The organism is Pedobacter sp. KBW01, assembly GCF_003852395.1.
Classification (GTDB): Bacteria; Bacteroidota; Bacteroidia; order Sphingobacteriales; family Sphingobacteriaceae; genus Pedobacter.
In genome coordinates, this window is sequence record NZ_QAJQ01000027.1 from 18774 (window position 1) to 40900 (window position 22127).

Below are 22127 nucleotides of genomic sequence, written 5' to 3' on the forward strand. Positions count from 1 at the left end.
TTCAAAAAATTGACGGCGTAATCGCAATATTCGAAAATTTATTATGCTGATCCAGCTAAAAAATCGTCAACTGCTTTTTTAGCATTGGCCAACCTATCATCGCCCAGGCCACTAATTACTACATAATTTGCATCGAGTGCTTTTAGTTCTTTATGCCATACTTCCATAAAGTATTCGCGTTGGTTGGGGAAATCGCGCAGCGGATCATCTTGCCAGGGCAAATCAATATCCATTAACAGATATAAATCGTAGGGCCTTTTGGGTAGGGTATCCAAAACCGATTGCGGGGTTTTGCCCAGCACTTCATCGCTCCATATTTTAACCGTTATAAAAGTGGTATCGCAAATAATAAAATCACTTTCTGTTACGGCAAGGATAGCATCTTCGAGTGCCACCTGACCATAAAACATGTTCTCCTCATCCTGTAAGGTATAATCTGTAACCAGGTTTTCGCAATAATAGCGGGCGTACTCAGGTACCCACGAAACTTTATAGTACCTGGCCAATAATTGAGACAGTGTTGATTTACCTGTACTCTCGGGACCAACAACGGCGATCTTTTTAATATTTTTATTCACGTAAATGTATTCTGACAAGGTTCAAATGTAAAAGAAAATGCCTTAAAAGAAAAAATCCGGTTGAGGAGGGCTCCTCTAACCGGATAATAAACCAAACAAACTATTTATGAAGAAATCCTCATGGCGGGTAACTAATCCGCGGAGGAAGCTTTAGATCATTGTCTAAAGTATATACAAAACGCATATATGTTCTACTTATTACAACATTATTGCCAATATTGCGAACATCACAACTTCGTGACTTAATTCTGACTTCTGAGGGCAGTTTCTTAGTGTTATTTTAACACTTATTAACATTCAGATTACAATTGTATATTTCGGCACTACTATTGTGTATAATTATTAGTACGTTTTGAATTTTGGCTGTTCATTATTTAAAACTATTTGTACTAATTGGTGTTATTTATTTTAGACAGTTGAAAATTAAAAACTAAACCAATGAAAAAGTTATGTGCAATATTAGCGCTGCTCATTGTTTTTGCCCTGGGGGCAATCGCCTATACAAATATTAAGTTAGGCGGAATTATTGGTAAAATCACTCCTTCAGATGCTGCTGCTTCTGTTTCACTTGTAGCCGGAACCGATACCTTAAAGGCACAGTTGAGCCAGGGAGTTTTCACCTTTTCTAACCTTAAAGAAGGCGTTTATACAGTTTGGATACAGGCCAACGCGCCGTACAAAGATGCTGTTATTGAAAAGGTGGCAGTGAAAGATAGTGCTACTACAGATTTAGGCGAAATTAAATTACAACAGTAGGTGTTTTAACAAAAGAAAAGATAAAAAAGAGGCAGAATAAAGGCCTCTTTTTTATTTTAAAAAAATCAGCTTAAAATCGCGCTAAAGATGTATCTTTGCATCCCGACAGAACAGTTGGGATTTTTCTTCGCAATAGCACTAAATCTCGTTGCTTTCTAAGGTTCTTAAATGAACCAATACTTTAGAATTTTAATTATTGTTTAAGCTTTATCATGCCTAAAGACACTTCCATTCGCTCAGTACTAATTATCGGATCTGGACCAATTATTATTGGCCAAGCCTGTGAATTTGATTACTCGGGTTCTCAAGCGGCCCTATCTTTAAAAGAAGAAGGGATTACCGTATCAATTATCAACTCTAATCCGGCTACTATTATGACGGATAAAGTTATCGGCGACCATGTTTACCTTCGTCCGTTAACAGTTGATTCGATCGAAGAGATTTTGCAAGAGCATATTGCTGATGCAAGTTTACCTAAAATTGATGCCGTGCTACCAACTATGGGTGGCCAAACAGCACTTAATCTTTGTAAAGAAGCAGAAGAACGCGGTGTTTGGGAAAGATACGGTGTTAAAGTTGTAGGGGTTGATGTTGATGCAATCGAGAAAACAGAAAACCGCGAAGCCTTCCGCCAGTTAATGGTTGATATAGGCGTAGGTGTTGCTCAATCGAAAATTGCCAACTCATTCTTAGAAGGTAAAGAAGCCGCTCAGGAAATTGGTTTTCCATTGGTAATCCGCCCATCATATACCTTAGGTGGTTCTGGTGGTGGTTTTGTGCACAGAAAAGAAGAATTCGATGCTGCACTTAAACGTGGTTTAGAAGCTTCGCCAACACACGAGGTTTTGGTAGAGAAAGCAGTTTTAGGCTGGAAAGAGTATGAGTTAGAGTTGTTAAGAGATAGCAACGATAACGTAATCATTATCTGCTCGATCGAAAACTTCGACCCGATGGGTATCCACACTGGTGATTCGATTACTGTTGCTCCGGCCATGACTTTATCTGACCGTTGTTACCAGGAAATGCGTAACCAGGCGATTAAAATGATGCGTGCCATCGGAAACTTTGCCGGCGGTTGTAACGTTCAGTTCTCGGTTAACCCGGCTGATGACGAAATCATCGCAATCGAAATTAACCCACGTGTATCACGTTCATCAGCTTTGGCAAGTAAAGCAACTGGTTACCCGATTGCAAAAATTGCCGCTAAACTGGCTATCGGTTACAATCTGGATGAAATTGAAAACCAGATTACCAAAACCACTTCTGCATATTTCGAACCTACTTTAGATTACGTGATCGTAAAAGTACCACGCTGGAACTTCGATAAATTTAAAGGAGCCAATAAAGAGCTTGGTTTACAAATGAAATCGGTAGGTGAAGTAATGGCAATTGGTCGTACTTTCATCGAAGCTTTACAAAAAGCTTGTCAGAGTTTGGAAATTGGCCGCTCGGGCTTAGGTGCTGATGGCAGACAAGTACGTAATATTGAAGAAATTATGGATGGTTTGGAGCATGCTTCATGGAACCGTCTGTTCTTAATAAAAGATGCCATGGCGATGGGTGTTCCTTTGGAGTCGATCCGTAAGGTAACCAAAATCGATAAATGGTTCTTAAACCAGATTCAGGAGCTTGTAGCTTTAGAAACTGAGTTAAAAAGATATTCATTAAATAATATCCCGCGCGATTTCTTCTTTACCTTAAAACAAAAAGGATTTTCGGATGTGCAGATTGCCTGGTTATTGGGTAACGTAACCGAAGATGAAGTTTACGATCGTAGAAAAGAGCTAGGCATTCGCAGGGTATATAAAATGGTTGATACCTGTGCTGCGGAATTCCCGGCGCAAACACCATATTACTATTCAACTTTTGAAGAGGAAAACGAATCTGTTTCCTCAGACCGTAAAAAAGTAATCGTATTGGGTTCAGGTCCTAACCGTATTGGTCAGGGTATTGAGTTCGATTACTCTTGTGTACACGGTTTACTGGCTGCAAAAGAATCAGGTTTCGAAGCCATCATGGTTAACTGTAACCCTGAAACGGTTTCTACCGACTTTAACATGGCCGATAAACTTTACTTCGAACCTGTTTTCTGGGAACATGTACGCGAAATTATCGAGTTAGAGAAACCGGTAGGTGTAATTGTTCAGCTTGGTGGACAAACAGCCTTGAAAATGGCTGAAAAGTTAACTGAAAAAGGTATCAAAATTATCGGAACTTCTTTCGAGAACATGGATATCGCTGAAGATCGCGGTCGTTTCTCTGATCTGTTAAAAGAGTTAAATATCCCTTATCCAAAATACGGAGTTGCTGAAAATGCTGAAGAGGCTATCGTTGTAGCCAATGAGGTAGGTTATCCGGTGTTGGTTCGTCCGAGTTATGTACTGGGTGGACAAGGTATGAGTATCGTAATTAACGATGAAGACCTGGAGAAAGCAGTAGTGAAATTGTTGGGCGATTTACCGGGCAACCGTGTATTGATCGATCATTTTTTAGATAGAGCAGAAGAAGCAGAATCGGATTCGATTTCGGATGGTGAGGATGTTCACATTGTAGGTATGATGGAGCACATCGAGCCTGCAGGTATCCACTCTGGCGATTCATTTGCCGTATTGCCAACTTTTAGCTTATCAGAAACGGTAACTAAAGCAATGGAAGAATACTCGGTTAAAATTGCAAAAGCTTTAGATGTGCGTGGTTTACTAAACATTCAGTTTGCCATTAAAGATGAGAAGGTATATGTAATCGAGGCGAACCCAAGGGCATCGCGTACGGTTCCGTTTATTGCGAAAGCATACGATGTGCCTTACATCAACATTGCAGCGAAAATTATGCTGGGTGTAGCAAAACTGAAAGATTTTACCATTGTACGTAAATTGAAAGGTTATGCCATTAAAGAGCCGGTTTTCTCTTACGAGAAATTCCCGGAGGTACCTAAAGAGCTAGGCCCTGAAATGAAATCGACTGGTGAGGCGATCCGCTTCATTAAAGATCTGGAAGATCCTTACTTCCGCAAGCTTTACAAAGACAAATCAATGTATTTGAGTAAATAATAAAAGAACAAAAAAAGGCTTCTGATGTAAATCGGAAGCCTTTTTTGTTTTAGGCAGTTGTTCTACCTATCGCGTTTTTTATCACCATCGTCATGCTGAATTTATTTCAGCATCCCTCCTGTGCTATTGAGACCCTGAAATAAATTCAGGGTGGCGGTCCTGTAAGGCCTGAGAGGTCTGTTCAACTCGTCTTACTGCTTCAGCTTCGGTATCCTTGTCGGTGTATCAGTTCCATTTACAATGCTGGTTGCACTCTTCGCAATTGCTTTGATGGTTGATAAAATATTTTCTACATCTAAAGAGCTGTATTCATCTTTAACTGAGTGGTACAATTTATCGATATCAATTTTATCGGTGCTGATGGTATGTGCCGGAACGCCCAAAGCCGCTAGCGTAGCGTTGTCGCTTCTGTAAAATAAATTCTGCTCAGGATATGGATCCGGGTGAAAAGTAAATTCGGTCCCGGCCAGGTTTTTCTGTAAAATTTTGCCAAAATCCGATCTTTCGTAACCTGTAATAAATGCGGTGTTTTTACCAAATTTAGAGTCTTTTCCAATCATTTCGATGTTAAACATAGCCACAACATCGTCTGGATTTAATTTTTCTGAGAAATATTTTGCACCAAAGCCGCCAATTTCTTCAGCAGTAAAAGCTACAAAAATCAGTGTGCGTTCGTTGTTTTTTTGTGCTTTATAGTATTTGGCGAGGGCAATCATTGCTGTTGTGCCCGAGGCATCATCATCTGCTCCGTTGGCAATACTATCGCCATCTACTGGCTTAAGAAAGCCCAGGTGATCGTAATGGCCCGAGAACACTACAATTTCTTTAGCTTTTGATTTTCCTGGAATTACACCGGCAACATTAAACAATGGCATTTTATCTACTTTGCTTTTAATCGTTGCAGAAAAATCGCTTGCTGCATCTTTGCCCAAAACAAAAACCTGTACCGCACTGGTAGTGGCTTTTATTTCTTTTTCATCAACAGTTGCAGGTTTGCTAAAATAATTTCTGTAACGCTTAAACAAATCGACGAATTTGCTATCAACCAAAACAATCTGATTTTTGCCTGCTTCTGTCATTGCCCTAAGCTGAGCTACAAAAGGTTTTTCAGGGTCTAATTTAACCACAGTGGCATTCGATTTATCGAGGTTAACGTTTTCTGTTGCTACGCCAGAAATAATCAGATTTTCTGAAGCTATCTCCTGCCCATCAATTTTAACACTGGTGTTTTGGTTAGTTATGCGGTATTTATTGAATGTTTGGCGAAAAGTTTTTTCGCCTTCTAAAGGTTTTAAACCAATTTTTTTGAATTCCGATTCGATAAATGTAGCGGCCTTATCAATACCAGGGGTAAAGGTAGCCCTTCCCTGCATATCATCGGCACTTAAAGTTTTAATCAGGTGGTCGGTATATTCTCGGGTAATAATTTTATCGATGTTTTGCGCTTTAAGCTGCAAACCTGCCATTCCGACTAAGGCAAAAAGGGCGATTTTCTTCATTTTTTTATGTTTAATTAGTTGTTTTCGATTTAACTTGTGAGCCTAACCAATTCGTTCTGAAATTTTGCATGGCAGGCGTTAAGGTTCCTCCAGCTTTTTCAATGCTAACAATTTCTAAGGTTGGATTTTCGGTTAAGGTCAATTTTGTTGTTTTTTCTACACCACGATAAAGATAAGTGATATCGACTGTGTCGCCTGGCTTATGATCGTCAATAATTTTAATTACCTCAGGGCCGTTCTTCACTTTTTTTCCATCTATTGTTAATAAAATATCACCAATATCCAGACCTGCTTTATACGCTGGAGTTCCTACAAGGGTTTGCGATAAAATAATTTTGTCGTCTATTGAGCCAATATTTCCAAAACCAGTATATGCCTGCCCTGGGTTTGCCTTACGCAGTACCAGTCCGGCATTTAGTAACAATTGCGCATAATCATTTTTTTCGGTGCCATATATGTACTTTTTAAAGAACCTGGAAGCAAAGGCTGGGTTTTTGGTTAAGCTTGCCAAACTTTTTTCTAAATCAGGAACAGTGTAAGCAATTTCCGGCTTTCCGTAAGCTTTCCACAGTGCCCGCATGTAGTCATCGAGCGTAAGCTTAAATTCGGCTCTTAAACGGAGGTCTAAAGCGAGGGCCGTAGCAGCCCCGTAAGTATAATAGGAAGTAAAAATATTGGCTTTGTTGGTTTGATCTATCGCTACACCGGCATCGGCAAATACCGCGTACCTGCTGGCTTCAATGGGCGAAAAGTTGAGTGCCCCTGGCGAAAGCAGCACCGCGTTTGCCAAACCGTTAAAAGTCTGGATGGCATTATCTTCTGTTTTTAAACCTGCACGGGTTAACAGCAGGTTGCCATAATACTGGGTAAAACCTTCGGCCAGCCAAAGTTCGTTGCTCATATTGGCATGTTCGAAATTAAAGGGTTCTAAGGTTTTGGGGCGTAGGCGCTCCACGTTCCAGCTGTGGAAAAATTCGTGCGAAAATGTGCCCAGCAAATTGGATTCGTACCCTTCAATTTTGGGGGTGCGTTGCACAATGGATGTCGAATTCCGGTGCTCCATCCCATCTCCTGCATTATCGGGGTAAACATCTTCTAAAAAGTAATAATGACCAAAGTCGTAGGTTGGAAACTCGCCCCATACTGCTAAATGCTCATCGACCATTTTTTTAAGCATTCCTGCATAATTGTCGATCGCTTGCTGATCATCGTTTGAATGTGAAATGAGATGGATGGTTTGCACTTTGCCGTCAGTATTTTTAACCTGCCAGCTTGCGGTTTTATAGTCTGCAATTTCAATAGGGCTATCCATAAAATATTGCAGATTGGGTGCAAAATAACTTCCATCGGCCTCAGGTTTAAGCTGGGTGGCCACTTTCCAGTTTTGTTTACCGGCGTAGTTAAACTTTACCTTTCTGGGGCGGTCGTCCATCCCAATGGGGAAAGCAAAGGTTGCCGGAATATTCATGTGGGCATGGGTTTCGTCGAAACCGGCATAGGTGCCGTCAATCCAATTGCCGAAAAGGGTATAGGTTATTTTAACGCTGTTACCTTGGCTGGGGATTTCGTATACATCACCTGCTGGCTGGTTAATCGTTAAGGCTTTTCCTGCGCCATCAAAAGCCTTTAAATGGTATATGTTTTTGCCAAACTCGTGTGTGGCATAGCGCCCCGGCGAAGAGCGGCTCATGCGCACCTTTAACGTGCCTGCAGGAACATTGGGAATAAGCATGCTGATTTCTGCCTCGTGGTGGATGGCATTTGGAAATGAAACTGCATAACTGATTTCGTTTTGGGCAAAAGCCGCAAGTGAGAGCAGGCTCCCGATTGCGGTACCTAGAAAATTCTTCATAAAAAGGGAATTATGAGGGCAATTTAATAAAAATGGAAGATTTTTAAGGTAGCCTTTTTGGCTATTGGTTAATAGTTAGATCGGGAACTGACCATTGTCTATAAGCCATCAACTATGGGCCATTAACCAACCTTTCACCTTCCCTATTCCATCTTCTCTCAAACCTAGCTGTCCCAGTCGTGTTTTTCCAGGTCCCGGTAGGCTTTTCCTTTAATAATTTCCTTTCGTTTGGATGATTCTGAATCGACCCGGGTTTCGTGAATATTATCTGCGACTTCGAAATGAAAATCTTTATCTTTTTTAGAATGGTAAATCGAAACCTCATCTCCGTCGGCAATGGCATAATCGTAAGGGCCACGGGCGCTCATCAGTTTAACAAATACAGGCAAACATTCGAAGAAGATAAACAGCAGGCCAATAAAAGTTACTGCAATGGCGGTGTTATTGTCGCGGCTGCCATCTACGTTAAATTTGAGCTGGCCAAGCGCCCAGTTACGATCGGCAAAACCTGCAATATTGGCGAGGCTGTCTAATTGCTTTTTGGTATATAGTTTTTCAGTAAACAGGCCATCAAATTCTTTGCGTTTATCAACAAAAGTTTCCGATTTGTTAATGGTTGCTTTGAGCGAATCGAGCTCTGCTGTGCGTTGTGCAATTTCGGCTTCCTTGCGTTTGGCATAAGGACCATAACCCATTACACCAGATGTTTCGGTAGTTTTATTCCCGAATATTTCGAAGTTAAGTTTCTGCCGGTCGGATTTGATGCCTTTTTCGAGCGAATCGCGGGTAGCTTTTTGCTGGTTTAAACGGCCAAATTCTACCTGGTATTTTTTCTCGAAAGCTTTATTCAGCGTATCTATTTTAGCGCGCTGACCATTAAGGTAGCTCACTTTTAACCGTTCTTTAATCTCTTTATCAAAAATTTTAAGCTCAATTGGTCTCGAAATTACCATCCCGATCATAATGGCGAGTAAAATACGCGGCGTTGCTTGTAGCAGCTGCTTATTGGTACTTGCGCTTTTATTGATGCTGGATACGATGTAACGGTCCATATTAAAAATGGCAGCACCCCACAAAAAGCCAAAAATGATGGCGAAAATTACCGCCAGGTCATCGCCTTTAAATACAAAATACATGGCATAACCGCCAGAAAGGGCTGCAAATAAGCCTGTAAAAAAGATGGTGGCACCAATGCCGGTATATTTATTTTGTTCTGAAGGATATTTTTCCAGTGTCGGGATATGAGCGCCAGAGCAAAACCAAAAGAAACGGTTCAGTTTGTCCATTTGTAACTATTTATAATTAAACGCCTAAGGGTTTAAGTTGTTACAGTTTTTAGCAAAATTTTATGGCATTTTTTTGATGGAGGCAGTAAGGCTGATTTTCTTATATTTGCATAAATACATTTAATAAAATGAAAGAAATATCGGTACAAGAACTAAAAGAGAAAATCGACAACAATGAAGATTTTCAATTAATTGATGTTCGTGAAACATTCGAATATGAAGTTTCTAATCTGAACGGTGAAAATATTCCGTTAGGTGGAATTTTAATTGAGGCTGATAAGGTTGCGAAAGATAAACCAGTAATTATTCAGTGCCGTAGTGGTAAAAGAAGTGCAGCAGCTGTAATGCAGTTAGAACAACAATACGGATTAGATAACCTTTACAATTTAAAAGGTGGGATTTTGGCCTGGCAAGAGGCTTACGATCCGAATATGCCGGTTTATTAGAATAACCAATTATCAAAAAACAATAACCAAAGTACAATTGTCAATTGGAGTAAGTTAAATATAAACAAATATCAATTTTCAAACTTTACCGATTGCGTAAATGTTATTGGCACCGGATAGGGTTTGAAAATTGGTTATTGCTAATTGGTGCTTTGTACATAAATCTCTTACAAACAAAATCCTCTATCTGTGGGTAAAAAATTTGCTTTAAATATCTTCTACAACCTGGCCATTATCCTTTCTATTTTTGGATTGGTTTGGTGTTACAACAACGCGAAATATCTTCCTGCAGGATTTTTAGTGGGCGTAACTTGCTGCTTGTTTTATTTCAAGTATCAGCTAACCAAAGACATTAGGAAAAGCTTTAAGGAAAAAGATCCTAAATTATAAAAGGATTGAGTTTTGAATGATTGAATGAGGGAATGTGCATTTTGGCTATTCATTCCACATAAGCTCATTAACACCTTCAAGTCCTAATCCGGGTAAATCTTTTAAAATATACCTGCCATTTTCGAAAGCCGGAGCGGTAAAAGGATTGTTTTTGGTTAACCATGGACCATCTAAATCTGCCCAGTTGCACAATGGCGCTAACGCGGCTGCAGCTAATGTTGCGCAGCTGGTTTCGCTCATGCAGCCAATTAAAACCCTCATTCCAAAAGCACGGGCCTTCAAAATCATCTGATGCCCTTCGTACATGCCACAGCTTTTCATCAGTTTTACATTAATGCCGTGGTAAACTCCTTTCAGTCTGTCCATATCGGCTAAGCGCTGTACAGCTTCATCGGCCAGTAGCGGAATCGGGCTGCGCTCGGTTAACCAGGCGTTACCAGCTAGATCATCTTTATCCATAGGCTGCTCAATTAGAACCACACCATTGTTATGCAGCCAGTAAATCAGATCGATGGCTTTAATTCGGTCTTTCCATCCCTGGTTGGCATCTACATACAACGGAACATTGGTCATACTGCGGATTGTTTCGATAATCTCCTGATCGTTATCCCTCCCCAGTTTAACTTTTATCACCTTAAAAGCACTGGCATCTTTCAGTTTTTCGCGGATGACTTCGGGGGTATCAATACCAACGGTATAAGAGGTAACAGGCATTTGGTCTGGGTTTGCTCCATAAATTTCGTAACAGGGTTTATTTAAAATTTTCCCCTGTATATCGTTCAATGCAATATCTATGGCTGCTTTTATAGCTGGCTGTCCGAGTGCAATGCTATCGAGGTAGGCAATAATTTCCCCAAAATTGAAAGGGTGCTTAAAAGCGCTTAAATCTACCTGTTTTAAAAAGCTTGCGGCCGTTTCGTAACTTTCGCCCATGTAAGGCACCATTGAGGCCTCTCCATAACCTGTAATTCCCTCGTAAGTTATTTTAAGCAACATTAAAGGCGTGCTGGTGCGGGTAAATTTGGAAATCGAGAACGGGTGTTTTAATTCTAGTTCAAATTGTTTGTAACTAATCTTCATGATCAATCGTCTTCTAAATAAATAGGGAAATTATTGCCTTACAAAAGTATATTTGTTTATTAACGCAAAAACCTCTGCCATGGAAAACGTTTCAAGATTACGGTATTTTATTTATTTATCCTTAATAATTATTGGAGGATGTACCACAGGAAAGAATGCGCTGCAAAAAGGCGACTACGATGCGTCGGTAAGTAAGGCGGTTAGCAGGTTGCAAAACTCGCCCAAAAACACCGAAGCTATGCAGGTGCTTAAAACTGCTTATGATCTGGCTTTACAGAGCCATTTGCGGAAAATTGATGAAGCTAAATTATCGAACGACTTGTTCAGATGGGAATCGATTATGTACGATTACCAGAAAATAAACCAGCTGGCAGATGATATTAACAGCTGTCCGGCTTGTTTGGCAATAGTGCCCAGCCCATCGAAATATATAAATGAGCTTGCAGATAGTAAATACATGGCTGCCGGGGCGAGATACAACTCAGGGTTGGGTTACTTAAGGGAAAATAACCGTTTAGCAGCAAAAAAGGCTTATTACGAGTTCGAAAAAACACTGAACCTGCAACCGAATTACAAGGATGCGAAAGCTAAAATGGAAGATGCCTACTGGGCTGCGGTAACCCGGGTGGTTGTACAACCGATTATTGTAAACAGCAGCATGTATAAATTAAGTGCCGATTATTTTCAGCGGCAAATTGATCAGTTTATTGGTCAATATTCGCGGAATAAGTTTGTGATTTTTTATGGCGAGCAGCAGGCTACTGATCAAAAAATTGTTCCCGATCAGGTATTGAGCTTAAATTTCGATGATTTTGTGGTTGGACAAACTTATGTAAAAGAGCGGGTTGAAAGGCTCAAACGCGATAGTGTAGTAATTGGCGAAACCCGCGAAAGAAAACCCATTTATGGTACGGTTAAGGCTACTCTGAGTATTTTTGAAAAGAATATTTCTTCTTCAGGCTTGCTGGATATGAGTATTATGGACTGGAGCACTAAAAAACTGGTGCGTCAGCAAAAATTTCCGGGAACTTATATTTGGAGAGATAGTTGGGCGAGTTATAAAGGCGATGACCGTGCGTTGAGCAAGCAGCAACTGGCCATGACAAAACGCAGGGAGATGCTTCCACCGCCACCAAGTACCTTATTTTTGGAGTTTACCAAGCCGATTTACAACCAGTTGGTAGATGATATTGGCTATTATTATAATAATTACTGACAGCCCCCATGGAATTCGCTATTGCAATAACGGTATAGGCAATCCGTCATTCCCAACTTGATTGGGAATCGTAATGAATAAGTTTTAAGATTAGCTTCGCTGAGCACTACTTGGTTCCCATATGCACTGGAATGACGATCGTCTTTTTGCAGAATGACAGGATAAAAAAACGCAAATCCATTGATTTGCGTTTTTTGCTATCAAACTAGAAAATGTATTTCGTACTCAGGAAGTTCGAATCATCTCCTTTAACAATCTCGTTTAATAGTTTTTTATTGCTATCGGTAAATTTAGTGGCTACAAGTGATCTGATTGAGAACGAACGTAACGCATCTACTACCGAGAGGGTACCTTCGGCACTATCTTTACGGCCGGTAAACGGAAATGCATCCGGACCACGCTGGCATTGACAGTTGATATTAACACGACTCACCTGGTTAACCAATGGATCGATTAGCGAAGAAATAACTGCCGCATTGTTACTGAAAATACTGACCTGTTGGCCGTGTGGCGAACCGATTAAGTACTCGATTGGTTCTTCTAAATCATCAAAAGGCACTACAGGTACAATCGGGCCAAACTGCTCTTCGCGGTAAAGTTTCATGTTGCTGTTAACCGGATAAACAATGGCAGGGTAAACAAAAGTTTCGAGGGTTTGTCCACCGTTTTTGTTAATTACCTTTGCACCGTGTTCAGCAGCATCATCAATGCAATCTTTTAAATATTCGGGTTTATTTAATTCTGGTAGTGGGGTAAGGTTTACGCCTTTTTCCCATGGCATACCAAACTTTAGTTTCTCTACCTCTGCCGATAAACGTTTTAAGAATTCCTGCGCCAGGCTGCGGTGCACGTAAACAATTTTAATGGCAGTACAACGCTGTCCATTAAAAGAAAGCGAACCCAATACTGTTTCAGAAACTGCCAGATCAAGATCTGCATCTTTGGTAATAATAGCCGCATTCTTGGCATCAAGCCCTAAAATGGCCCTTAAGCGGTTTACTTTAGGGTGTAGTTTTTTCAGCTCGTTGGCCACCTTGCTCGAACCGATCAGCGTTAGCACATTAATTTTTCCCGATTTCATTAAACCCGGAACAATGGTATTACCGCGGCCGTAAATGGTGTTTACTACTCCCTTCGGAAAACTAGAGCGGAACGCCTCTAATAAAGGGTAGTGCAATAATGTACCGTGTTTAGGTGGTTTGAATAAAAGCGTGTTGCCCATAATCAAAGCCGGAATTAAAGTGGTAAAGGTTTCGTTTAAGGGATAATTAAACGGCCCCATACAAAGTACTACCCCCAGTGGCGAACGGCGCACCTGGGCCACAATACCCTGCTCTATTTCGAAACGCGAAGATTGTCTGTCGATATCTTTTAGCGCATCAATGGTAGCATAGATATATTCAACCGTACGGTCGAACTCTTTTACCGAGTCGGCATACGATTTACCAATTTCCCACATAATCAGTTTGGCAACAATTTCTTTTTGCTCGATCATTTTGTGGGTAAAGTTTTCTACGCAGGCAATACGATCAGCAACGCTCATGGTTGGCCACTGGCCGCGACCGTTATCGTAAGCAGCAACTGCAGCATCCAAAGCTTCTGTCGATTCCTTTTCGGTACATACCGGGAAACTTCCAATCCGTTTTCGTTTTAAACCTTCAGGAGTTTTAATACATACGGGAGAAAAAACTTCGTTAAAAGGTCCGTTCCAGGGTTTCATTTCACCATTGGAAAGGAATTCTTTCTGATTGATTTCTTCCTTGAGCCTAAATTCATCTGGAATCTGGCTCTCTTCAACGAAAATACTTTCGAGGTTTAGCGGTGTACTCAATTTTGGTTTGGTTGTTAGGGTTTATAATTGTTAGTCTATAGTTTAAGTATAGATTAACGTTTTTAAAAAAAACATTAAAGATTTAGGCACTTTTTGTGGTGCCTAAATCTATTGGTTTGAATTATTTAACTTCTATCACTTTATATTTTGGAACAAGTGCTTTCATCACTGTCCATCCAATTAAATAAGCTATAGCACAGAAAGAGAAAACGATAAAATAACCGGCCTCTTTACCCTGGAAACCCATAAAAGTCATTTGGGTATCGCCAGCATAGGTAAACAGTACTCCTGAGCCCTTGTTGATAAAAAATGAGCCTAAACCTCCGGCCATACCGCCAATTCCGGTTACCGTAGCAATGGCCTGACGAGGAAACATATCACTTACGGTAGTAAATATATTTGCAGACCAGGCCTGGTGTGCGGCACCTGCAATACCAATGATAATTACCGGTAACCAGTAGGTGTAATGTCCTAAAGGTTGAGCCAGTAAGGCCAATAGCGGGAAGAAGGCAAAAATCAACATCGATTTCATCCTTCCATCGTAAGGGTTCATGTTTTTCTTGCCGATAAAATAAGATGGTAACCAGCCTCCAATAATCGATAGCAACGTAATTACGTACAATATAAACAGTGGGAAAGCACTTTCGGTACCGCTCATTTTGTAAATATCTTTCAGGTAAGCCGGCGACCAGAATAGGTAGAACCACCAAACACCATCAGTCATAAACTTACCAAAGGCAAAGGCCCAGGTTTGTTTAAACTTAAGGCAATCGGTAAACGATAGCCTTTTTGTTGGCGATGCAGCAGTAACCGTTTCGCTCACTTGCTCATGCGCTACAATATCCTGCTGGATATAAGCCAGCTCAGTTTTGCTTACACGTGGGTGGTTTTCTGGTTTGCCATAAAGTAAAATCCAGAAGAACATCCAGATAAAACCTAAGGCACCAATGATAATGAACGACATCTCCCAGCCATAAGCCTCGGCAATGTAAGGAATGGTTACAGGAGCTGCCAAAGCACCAACAGTTGCACCCGCATTGAAAATACTGGTGGCAAAGGCACGGTCTTTTTTAGGGAAATATTCGGCGGTAGCTTTAATGGCTGCCGGAAAGTTTCCTGCCTCACCCAGGGCCAGTACAAAACGGGCAAAAATAAATAACGAAAGGCTGGTTGATAGAATTAAGGTCGTATTACCCACGGTAGAAAGTGCCTGCTTTGCTCCTGCAAAACTCATGGCCCAGGTACCGGTAATAATCCCTGAAGTAGCAATACCACAAAAGGCGTGGATACATGCACCTACCGACCAGATTCCGATGGCCCAAAGGAAACCTTTTTTGGTATCCATCCAGTCAACAAAACGTCCTGCAACCAACATCGATCCAGCATAAAAAAGAGAGAACAGCGCCGTAATGGTTCCATAGTCGCTATCTGTCCAATGAAATTCGGGAACAAAATAATCTTTCCATGTAAGTGAGAGTACCTGTCGATCTAAATAGTTAATGGTGGTTGCAACAAATAACAGTGTACATATTGTCCATCTGTATTTGCTCATTTTGGTTTGGCTCATTTCGGTTGTGTGTGGTTAGGGATTGGGGTTATTTACTTTGTTTAATGAGGTCGAGTGCCAGTTGGGTATTTTCGTACAGTTCATCGTAAAGACCCTTGCTCATCACATCTTTACTGATTAGTTTACTGCCCATACCAACGGCACAAACACCAGCTTTAAACCAGGTTTTTAAGTTATCGGCATCAATTTCTACACCTCCGGTTGGCATAAATAGCTGGCCGGCAAATAAATCTTTAATTGAAGAAATAAATTCGGGGCCTAAAATATTAGCTGGGAAGATTTTAATGAGCATAGCTTTGTGCTCTTGCGCCACGCTAATTTCGGTTGGGGTCATACAACCCGGAATCCACAGCATGCCTATTTTGTTCGCAATTTCGGCAACAGCCGGATTGATAATCGGTGCAACAATAAAATCGGTTCCGGCCTCAATAAAAGCATTTGCATCAGCAGGGGTTTTAATGGTACCAATACCCAGATAAAGATCGGGCATTTCTGCATCGCGGATTTCTTTTAGCTTTTTAAAATTAGGCAAGGCTGATTTACCACGGTTGGTGTATTCGAAAACACGAACACCTGCTTTATACAGGGTACGCAATATTTCTACACTTCCTGCTTCGCTATCCTGATAAAAAAGGGGTAGCATGCCCTGCTCTAAAATGGCATCTAAAATTTTGTGCTTGTTACTGATCATGGTTATATAATTCTTTGTTCTATATCGGCCACGGTGCTGGTTGTGGCATCACTTGCAATGTATAATTTATCGTATGCGGCTGCGGTAGCAAAATTTAAGGTTTCTTTAGCTGGTAAACCGTTGTAGAAACCATAAATCAATCCGCCCATAAAGCAATCGCCGCTACCCACTTTGTCTAAAATTTCTTCCGAAACATATTCTTCTGAAACGGTGAGTTCGTTGTTGGTATAAATGGCGGTATAATAGCGGATGCCTTTGCCATGATCGAACCTGAAGGTATTGGCTACGGCTTTACATGCAGGGAACAAACTTAATATTTCTTTAGAAGTATCAGTTGCTTGTTGCAGTAACGTTTCTTTTGCATAACCTTCGGTTGGCAGCAAATCGGGGTGGAGTGCCGTGCCCAGCATCTTATTGGCAGCCCAAACATTGCCCATAATTAGGGTACAATATTTAGCCAGCTCAGGTAAAATATCGATCGGCTCCTTACCGTATTTCCAAAGTTTGGCGCGATAATTTAAATCTAAAGAGATGGTAATGTTTTTTGCGCTGGCGGCTTTAAGTGCTTCCAGGCATACATCGGCAATATTTTGGTTAATGGCAGGGCAGATGGCGCTGAAATGGAACCAGGCTACATCCTCAAAAACTTCGTCCCAATTAATCTGTCCAACTTTTAAACCAGCATAGGCCGAATTGGCCCGATCGTAAATTACACCAGCATTTTTAAGGTCTTTTCCTTTTGGCAAATAGTAGAGGCCCAAACGCTCGCCATCGTAAACCATTGGCGTAGTATCGATATTGCGGACATTAAGATATTCAACAATTTCGCGGGTTACCGAATTATCGGGCACAGCCGACAAGTAAGCCGAAGGTACATTCCATAAGGCTAAGGCGGTAGCTACATTTAGTTCGGCGCCTCCAACATAAAACGGCAGTTTGTTTTCTTTTAACCATTGGCCATCCATATCTGGACAGATGCGTAAAAGTATTTCACCAAAGCTTAAAACTTTTTTTCCTTTTTTTGATGAATCGAATATTTGGGTACTCATTTTTGTAGATAATCGGCTTTTTTCATGCTGTTTTCTGCAACGGTATGAAAATAGAAGTAAAACGTTTGAAATGCGTTGAATCCAATGAAATTCTTCGTTAAAGCCTGATTTTGGTTAAAATTTAAAGTAATTTTTTGCGTTAAAGTACGAAATATCCTGCACAATTTTACCGACCCACTCCAGGTCGTTAGGCAATTCGCCATTTTCAATGTCGGTCCCAAACAGGTTACAAACAATCCTTCTGAAATATTCGTGACGTGGGAAAGAAAGGAAACTGCGCGAATCGGTAAGCATACCCACCAGGCGGCTTAAAAGTCCCATGTTCGATAGTGCATTTAATTGTTTAATCATACCGTCTTTTTGATCTAAAAACCACCATGCCGATCCAAACTGTACTTTACCTGCTACCGAGCCATCGTTAAAATTGCCAATCATGGTGGCGATTAATTCGTTATCTGCAGGGTTAAGATTATAGATGATAGTTTTGGCCAGTTTATCCTGATTGTCTAAACGGTTTAAGAATTTAGAAAGCATACGTGCCTGGCTAAAATCGCCAATTGAATCCCAGCCGGTATCAGGACCTAATTGTCTTAACATGCGGGCATTGTTGTTGCGTAGTGCACCCAAATGGTATTGCTGTACCCAGCCTTTTTCGTGGTCCCAATCGGCAAAATAAACCAGCATTGCTGATTTAAATTTCAGGTTCTCTTCGTAAGAAATTCCTTTTTTACTACGGATTTTATCAAAAATAGCGCTGATTTCGGCTTCGGTATAATCTTCGGCATAAATTTGCTCTAAACCATGATCAGATACCGAACAGCCATTAACTGCAAAATAATCGTGACGGCTTTTCAACGCATCGATATAATCCTGAAAACTGCTAATGGTTTTATCCACTACACTTTCCAGTTTATCAATGTATTCGTTTAAACCTTCAATATCATCGCTGTTCATGGCCTTATCAGGACGGAAAGCGGGTAACATTTTTAAGTTTGCACCTTCTCTGGTCAATTGCTGGTGAAAGTTCAGGCTATCTAAAGGATCGTCGGTGGTACAAACCGATTCTACATTCATTTTTGCCAATAAGCCACGTACCGAATATTCGGGAGTTTGTAGCTTAGCCGAGCATTCCTCGTAAATTTTCTGTGCGGTTTTGCCCGAAAGTAAATCGGTAATACCGAAATAACGCTGAAGTTCTAAATGCGTCCAGTGGTATAAAGGGTTACGCAAAGTGTAAGGAACAGTTTCTGCCCATTTCTCAAATTTCTCAAAATCAGAAGCTGCGCCGGTGATGTATTTTTCATCAACGCCATTGGCACGCATGGCCCGCCATTTGTAATGGTCGCCGGCCAGCCAAACCTGGCTTATGTTGGCAAACTGTGTGTTGTTGGCAATTTGCTCCGGGATGAGGTGATTGTGGTAATCTATAATGGGTAATGGTTTGGCAAAATTGTGGTAAAGTTTCTCTGCAGTTTTGCTTTCCAAAAGAAAATTTTCGTCTAAAAAAGGTTTCATGCTATGGTTAGATGTACGATATGAAAGTTGTTCTGGTCATATCTGGTTAATATTCTGTTTCTACCGGCTTGTGTCTCCACAAGCCGGAATTAGGATTAAGTTTAATCCTTCTGGTCAGTGCGGACACTGATCACGGCTGATAATTAAAGGCTCACACCGCGTTTCCAAGGAATAAAATCGTCTTGATTTAATAAGACGGCCTTTGGAATAACCTCGCCACTTGCGGCTTTAATGCAGTATTCCAAAATATCCTCGCCCATTTGTTCGATGGTTTTTTCGCCTTCGATAACCGGACCGCAATTGATATCGATAATATCGCCCATACGTTTGGTTAGGGCATTGTTGGTCGATACTTTAATGGTTGGGCAAACAGGATTTCCGGTAGGCGTACCCAGGCCGGTGGTAAATAAAATAAGGGTTGCGCCCGATGCCGCTTTACCGGTAGTGGCTTCAACATCGTTACCAGGTGTACAAACTAAATTGAGGCCTGGTTTGGTTGCAGGTTCGGTATAATCCAAAACATCTTCAACCGGCGATGTACCGCCTTTTTTTGCTGCGCCAGTGCTTTTTATCGCATCGGTAATTAAACCATCTTTAATGTTGCCTGGTGAGGGGTTCATGAAAAAGCCAGAACCAACGTTTTCAGCCGATTGGTTGTAAGCCGTCATTAACTGGATAAACTTGCGTGCAGCAGTTTCGTCTTTAGTACGGTCAATTAGTTGTTGTTCTGCGCCGCATAGTTCAGGGAACTCGGCGAGCAGAACTGTTCCGCCTAAGGCCACTAATAAATCGGAAGTATAACCCACCGCAGGATTGGCGCTGATTCCACTAAAACCATCGCTACCGCCACATTTAACGCCTAATACCAATTTGTTTAATGGCGCTGGCTGGCGTTCTATTTTATTGATTTCGGTTAAACCGATAAAAGTTTTTCTAATGGCTTCTTTAACCAGTTGTTCTTCACTTTGTGATTGTTGCTGTTCGAAAACAAACAAGGGTTTATCGAAATTAGGGCTGCGGTGTTTCAGGTCTTCCATAAAATCGTGCACCTGCAGATTCTGGCAGCCCAGGCTCAAAACGGTAACACCGGCCACATTAGGGTGATCAGCATAGGCCGCCAATAACTTGCTCAAAACAGCAGCATCCTGACGGGTACCGCCACAACCGCCCTGGTGATTTAAGAACTTTATACCATCAACATTTTTAAAAACACGGTTGGCTGATGGATTGGCCTGCCCGATGGATGCCGGATCAGCCTCTGCTAAAATCTCGCCGTTTTTATAAGCTTCTACCAGCTGGTGTGCGTACGATTTGTATTTGTCGGTTACAGCATAACCCAGTTCGTTATGTAAGGCTTCGCGAATTACATCGAGGTTACGGTTTTCGCAAAAAACAGTCGGGATGAACAACCAGTAATTGGCTGTTCCCACACGGCCATCGCTGCGGATATAACCATTAAATGTACGGCCTTCAAATTTAGAAACATCAGGTGCCTGCCATTCGTAATGGTATGGACGGAATTCGAAAGGATCAGACGCATGTTTGGTATTTTCGGTATCCATTAAGCCACCTTTTAGGATGAAATGCTGTGCCTTTCCAACCAATACACCGTACATAATAATGTGGTCGCCCTGGTTCATATCCTGCATAAAAAATTTATGCTTGGCCGGAATGTCATCCTGTAAAATATAGTCCTGCCCATCGTGGATAACGGTTTCGCCTTTTGCCAGGTTTTGAAGCGCAACCAATACATTATCGTTAGGATGGATTTTTAAAATTCTCGTAACCATTTTATATTGTTCTTTCTGAATGCAAGTTACCTAAAGTTTCTTTTGCACCTTTATTTTGTAATAAATCAACGTACGATTTTACGGCCGCGTTAAAGCCGGGGTAATTGTTTAAGTTTTTATCCCAAAGGCGTCTGTCGCCAAGGGTATTGTCTACCACAGTTTCAGGATTTTTCCAGTATTCGTATAAAATTCCGGCAAATTCATCATCAATAGGGTAAGTTTTTCCATTTAATTTTGCAACGAAAGCATCGCCATCTTTAGCTACATTCATGAAAAGGATATAGGCCGCCACACCCAGCGCGGTAAGCTGAGGCACCTCGTTTTTTAAAGCGTAGTACCTTCTGATTAAAGGCATGTTACGCATCTGCAATTTTGAAGTGTAGTTTAAGGTAATGGCCTGCCACTTGTGCTCTAATGCCGGGTTACTGAAACGGTCGATTACACTTTTTGCAAAAGCAAGGGCTTCTTCGTAAGTAATGTCTTCGTTTACCACAACCGGGGCAATTTCATCCTGCATCAGTTTTAGTACGTGGGCCGAAAACTCTTCGTTGGCCATGGCCTCTTTTACCGTATTAAAGCCGGCTAAAATGGCTAGTCCACAGCTAATGGTGTGGGTGCCGTTCAATAATCGGAGTTTTAATTCTTTAAATTTATCGATTGATGGAACAATGAAAATGCCTTTATCGGCTTTGGCAAACGATAGGATTTCTTTAACCTTTTCGCTCGATGATTCGATGGCCCAAAGTCTGAAAGGCTCTGCCATGATCATCAATTCATCTTCGTAGCCTAATTCGTTTTCAATGGCTTTTTGCTCGGCTGCCGGTAGTTTTCCGGGTACAATACGATCGACCAGAGTTTTGCAGAAATGATTGGCGGTTTTTAACCAGTTTTCGAAATCCCAGCCCAGTTTATTCTGGATGGCCAGGTTCAGTACAATCTCTTTTAGTTTATCAGCATTATCGCTAATGAGTTCAGTTGGTACAATCACCATTCCGCTTTCTGCCGAACCGTTAAAGGCGTTGTAACGTTCGTGCAAAAAGGCAAGCAGTTTGCCGGGGTAAGATTGTGGTGGGTTATCGGTAATTTTATCTTCGCTTTTTACAATACCTACTTCGGTGGTATTCGAAATTACCACTTGCATTTCGGGCTGGTGTGCCGCTTTTAAAATTTCAGCCCAATCCTGTGCAGCCGATAGTACACGACTGATGGATGAATTGATGGTATTTTCTTCAACGTTATCACCATCTTCAATACCTTTAACACACAGGGTATACAGGTTATCCTGTTGCGAGAAAGCATCTGCGCCACCTTTTGAGGTTGATTTAACGACCAGCACGCGACCATTAAAAATGCCCTGATGATTGGCCTTATCGATGAAATAATCGGGTAAACCACGCAGTAAAACGCCTGTTCCAAACTGGATTACTTTTTCTGGTAATGCCAAAATTTCAGCGTTTGGTTTGGTAACCTTTTCGCTGCTGATGCTGTTTAAATTTTCTTTGTTTAAAACCATTGCTGTGTCTTTTCTGTC

Annotated in this window: 17 protein-coding genes; 5 read left to right on the forward strand and 12 right to left on the reverse strand. The window is 41.2% G+C overall.

Features of this window, described 5'->3' with window-relative positions; genetic code table 11:
* Nucleotides 1-41 precede the first annotated feature (41 nt).
* Entirely contained in the window at nt 42-578 is a 537-nt protein-coding gene (locus tag DBR40_RS22295; protein ID WP_124562091.1) for an AAA family ATPase, read from the reverse strand.
* Between the two features lie 438 nt (nt 579-1016).
* Between DBR40_RS22295 and DBR40_RS22300 the strand changes: the two genes are divergently transcribed.
* Both DBR40_RS22300 and carB read left to right on the forward strand, forming a co-directional pair.
* On the forward strand, nt 1017-1334 hold the full coding sequence (locus DBR40_RS22300; RefSeq protein WP_124561947.1) for a carboxypeptidase regulatory-like domain-containing protein: 318 nt from the start codon (nt 1017-1019) through the stop codon (nt 1332-1334).
* A gap of 212 nt (nt 1335-1546) precedes the next feature.
* Nucleotides 1547-4384, forward strand: a complete 2838-nt coding sequence (gene carB / locus DBR40_RS22305) for a carbamoyl-phosphate synthase large subunit (RefSeq protein WP_124561948.1) — start codon at nt 1547-1549, stop codon at nt 4382-4384.
* Between the two features lie 191 nt (nt 4385-4575).
* On the opposite strand, the gene DBR40_RS22310 is transcribed toward carB, so the two are convergent.
* From DBR40_RS22310 to DBR40_RS22320, 3 genes are all read right to left on the reverse strand, one after another.
* Entirely contained in the window at nt 4576-5883 is a 1308-nt protein-coding gene (locus DBR40_RS22310) for a M20/M25/M40 family metallo-hydrolase (protein WP_124561949.1), read from the reverse strand.
* 10 nt (nt 5884-5893) lie between these two features.
* Complete coding sequence (locus DBR40_RS22315; RefSeq protein WP_124561950.1) at nt 5894-7735, reverse strand: M61 family metallopeptidase; 1842 nt, start codon at nt 7733-7735, stop codon at nt 5894-5896.
* Between the two features lie 164 nt (nt 7736-7899).
* Nucleotides 7900-9021 carry a DUF4407 domain-containing protein gene (locus DBR40_RS22320; protein WP_124561951.1) on the reverse strand — a complete coding sequence of 374 codons (1122 nt, stop codon included), beginning with the start codon at nt 9019-9021 and terminating at the stop codon, nt 7900-7902.
* A 128-nt stretch (nt 9022-9149) separates the two neighbouring features.
* Between DBR40_RS22320 and DBR40_RS22325 the strand changes: the two genes are divergently transcribed.
* Together DBR40_RS22325 and DBR40_RS22330 are read left to right on the forward strand one after the other, a co-directional pair.
* Nucleotides 9150-9467 (forward strand): rhodanese-like domain-containing protein, encoded by a 318-nt coding sequence (locus DBR40_RS22325; protein ID WP_124561952.1) that lies wholly within the window; start codon nt 9150-9152, stop codon nt 9465-9467.
* Between the two features lie 189 nt (nt 9468-9656).
* Entirely contained in the window at nt 9657-9857 is a 201-nt protein-coding gene (locus tag DBR40_RS22330; RefSeq protein WP_124561953.1) for a DUF6358 family protein, read from the forward strand.
* 45 nt (nt 9858-9902) lie between these two features.
* Here the strand turns inward: DBR40_RS22330 and DBR40_RS22335 are convergent, their stop codons facing one another.
* Nucleotides 9903-10937, reverse strand: a complete 1035-nt coding sequence (locus DBR40_RS22335; RefSeq protein WP_124561954.1) for a dipeptide epimerase — start codon at nt 10935-10937, stop codon at nt 9903-9905.
* A gap of 79 nt (nt 10938-11016) precedes the next feature.
* On the opposite strand from DBR40_RS22335, the gene DBR40_RS22340 reads away from it, so the two are divergent.
* Entirely contained in the window at nt 11017-12153 is a 1137-nt protein-coding gene (locus DBR40_RS22340) for a hypothetical protein (protein ID WP_124561955.1), read from the forward strand.
* 205 nt (nt 12154-12358) lie between these two features.
* Here the strand turns inward: DBR40_RS22340 and DBR40_RS22345 are convergent, their stop codons facing one another.
* The 7 genes from DBR40_RS22345 to DBR40_RS22375 all read right to left on the reverse strand — a co-directional run bounded on the left by DBR40_RS22345 (nt 12359) and on the right by DBR40_RS22375 (nt 22109).
* On the reverse strand, nt 12359-13984 hold the full coding sequence (locus tag DBR40_RS22345; protein WP_124561956.1) for an NADP-dependent glyceraldehyde-3-phosphate dehydrogenase: 1626 nt from the start codon (nt 13982-13984) through the stop codon (nt 12359-12361).
* Between the two features lie 121 nt (nt 13985-14105).
* Nucleotides 14106-15551, reverse strand: coding sequence for an MFS transporter (locus DBR40_RS22350; protein ID WP_124561957.1), 1446 nt, complete (start codon nt 15549-15551; stop codon nt 14106-14108).
* A gap of 28 nt (nt 15552-15579) precedes the next feature.
* Entirely contained in the window at nt 15580-16242 is a 663-nt protein-coding gene (locus DBR40_RS22355) for a bifunctional 4-hydroxy-2-oxoglutarate aldolase/2-dehydro-3-deoxy-phosphogluconate aldolase (RefSeq protein ID WP_199748414.1), read from the reverse strand.
* Between the two features lie 2 nt (nt 16243-16244).
* Nucleotides 16245-17291, reverse strand: coding sequence for a sugar kinase (locus DBR40_RS22360; RefSeq protein ID WP_124561958.1), 1047 nt, complete (start codon nt 17289-17291; stop codon nt 16245-16247).
* 114 nt (nt 17292-17405) lie between these two features.
* Entirely contained in the window at nt 17406-18806 is a 1401-nt protein-coding gene (gene uxaC / locus DBR40_RS22365) for a glucuronate isomerase (RefSeq protein ID WP_124561959.1), read from the reverse strand.
* Between the two features lie 143 nt (nt 18807-18949).
* Nucleotides 18950-20596 (reverse strand): UxaA family hydrolase, encoded by a 1647-nt coding sequence (locus DBR40_RS22370; protein WP_124561960.1) that lies wholly within the window; start codon nt 20594-20596, stop codon nt 18950-18952.
* 1 nt (nt 20597) lies between these two features.
* Nucleotides 20598-22109 carry a tagaturonate reductase gene (locus tag DBR40_RS22375; protein ID WP_124561961.1) on the reverse strand — a complete coding sequence of 504 codons (1512 nt, stop codon included), beginning with the start codon at nt 22107-22109 and terminating at the stop codon, nt 20598-20600.
* Between the last annotated feature and the right edge of the window lie 18 nt (nt 22110-22127).